Here is a 2,310-nt window from a genome sequence, read left to right as displayed (position 1 = left end):
AGGCGATCAACTCGGGGATGGGTTTGCCGTGGTCGACGATTGGCGTCGGGCGTCCGTTAAAGTCTTTGATCATGACTTTGGAGGCGTCGATTCCGAGGTGGTGGTAGATCGTGGACAAAAAGTCGCCCGGTCCACAGCGTCGATCGATGGCGTCTTCGCCGCGCTTGTCGGTCGCGCCGATGAAGCGACCGGTCTCGATCCCGCCGCCGGCCCAAAGGTTGGAAAAGGCTCGCGGCCAGTGGTCGCGCCCGGGTTGTTTGGTACCCGAGGGGGCGCTCGCGTTCCCGGCGCCGGTACTGGGTTGGTAGTTGATCTTGGGCGTGCGGCCGAACTCGCCGGTCACCACGACCAGAACGCGTTTGTCTAAACCACGCTCATGGATGTCTTCGATCAGCGCAGAAACCGCCTGGTCGTAGGCCTGGGCGCGAAACCGCAGTGCGTCGAAGACGTGATGGTTGACCGCGTGGTCGTCCCAGTTGTTGACGCGTCCGCACAACGGGCCTCGCAAGCTGGTCGTCAACACATCGACGCCGGCTTCGACCAGACGACGGGCGAGCAGCAATTGTTGCCCCCACGTGTTTCTGCCGTACCGGTCTCGGGTCTTGTCGTCTTCACGCGTCAGATCGAACGCTTCTTTGGTTTTCGGGTTGGTCAACAACGTCAGTGCTTGGGCTTCGAATTGATCGAGTGCTCCGAGTTCACCGTAGGTATCAAAGGCTCGGTGTAGCGTGTCGAGATTCTGCCGCAGCGTCGTGCGACGTTTCAAACGTTCGACTTCGCTTTTGTCGCTCAAGCCGATGTTGGGGACGACAAAGTTCGGCGCGTTGGGATCGCCGGTCACCGAGAACGGCGAGTACGCATCGCCCAGGTATGCGGGGCCGTTGTAAGTCGTCGGCGGGTTGATGCCGACGTAGGCCGGCAACGGGTTCGTCCGCGGGCCTTCCAGCGAACGGAGGTAGTTGGCGACCGACATCCAATCTGGCAACCGTGGTTTGGGCTTGTCACGGGTGTCGCTGTCTCCGGAGAGCAACTGCATCGATCCGGCCGGGTGTCCGCCGGCGCCTTGATACATGCTCCGCAACACCGTGAACTTGTCGGCGATCGCCGCTTGTCGTGGCAGCAGTTCGGTGAACTGCATGCCGGGGACTTTGGTGGGGATCGTGCCGAACGGTCCGCGGTATTCGCTGGTGGCCAACGGTTTCGGATCGTAGGTGTCGATGTGCGAACAGCCGCCGGGCTTCCACACCATGATCACCGCGGATCGCTGTTTCGGATCCTGGTCGACCGATTCGGCCGCGCTGGCGGCCCGCAGTCGCAGGATGCCGGGAAGACTGACGCTGGCCATTCCGGCCAGTCCCAGTCGCATGAAGCTACGGCGGCCTTGCGGCAAGCCGAATTCTTGGGATCCGCAATCGTCACAGTCGTGATGGATCATTTTGTCGCCTCGGCGGGGACCACGTGAATCGAGATCGGTTTGGAAACGTAAATGTCAACAATGTCTTTGGGTTTGGCGTCGCCGTAAGCGTATTTGGCGACGGCACCGCCATAGAACGCGATCGTGTACTCGCCCGGCGAGGGCTTCAATCGCGCCAGATCGAGAACCGCTTCGGATTGATCTTCGGTCAGCGACAACTCCAGCGCCGCGTTGCGGTCAAATCCGGCGCCGAAGGTTCGCAGCGACATGGTTTTTCCCGAGAACTCTCCACGGCGAATCAATCGCAACGGAATCGTCAGTTTTTCTCCGGCCGTGACCTGCCAGACCTTGTCTTCGGCCGGTTCGATCGACAGTCCGGCCTGTTCGATCCCGCCGACCGAAACGGGAATCTGGTCGACCAATCTCGGGTCGGGGATTTCGCTTTTCGCATTCGTCACGGGCCATTTCATCGATGCCCAACTGCAGTGCCGGACGACGTCTTGTCCGTCGATGCTGGCCCGGCCGAACAGGCTGGCCATTTGCAATCCGCGCGGCGCGTTGTCGGCAGCGGAGACCAACATGATGCCGCGTGTTGCTCCGGCGGCGATCTTCAGTCCCGTCGCCGTGACGCCTTCGGGAAGGTTCTCCATGAACAGGTCGATCTCGCCGTCGAAGCCGTCGCGTCGGACGACGACGATTTCAAGCGGCATGACGGCACCACCACGCAGGGCGATCGGTTTGCTGAGCGCGTTGCGGTCGCCGTTGCGGAGCCCCATGTGCAGAGCCCAGCCGACCAATGCAAAATCCGGCGTCGCCTTGCGGACGATCATCCGATAGCGATTGGTGGGATCGTTGCGTGTTCCCCCGAACAGATCAGTCACGCGAATTCGGTAGGT

1 protein-coding gene and 1 pseudogene are annotated in these 2,310 nt (G+C 61.5%); both read right to left on the bottom strand.

Annotated features, from left to right (window positions below):
* Positions 1 to 1,435, bottom strand: a 1,435-nt coding sequence (locus tag ABX749_RS29955) for a DUF1501 domain-containing protein (protein WP_372899264.1), incomplete at its 3' end; no start/stop codon positions are given.
* Positions 1,432 to 2,310: pseudogene (locus tag ABX749_RS29950) on the bottom strand (serine protease); the annotation flags it as partial. The pseudogene ABX749_RS29950 and the gene ABX749_RS29955, both read right to left, overlap by 4 nt.

The sequence above is a fragment of the Stieleria sp. genome, from assembly GCF_041595215.1.
Taxonomy (GTDB): domain Bacteria; phylum Planctomycetota; class Planctomycetia; order Pirellulales; family Pirellulaceae; genus Stieleria; species Stieleria magnilauensis.
This window is presented reverse-complemented; position numbering and strand designations above follow the sequence as displayed.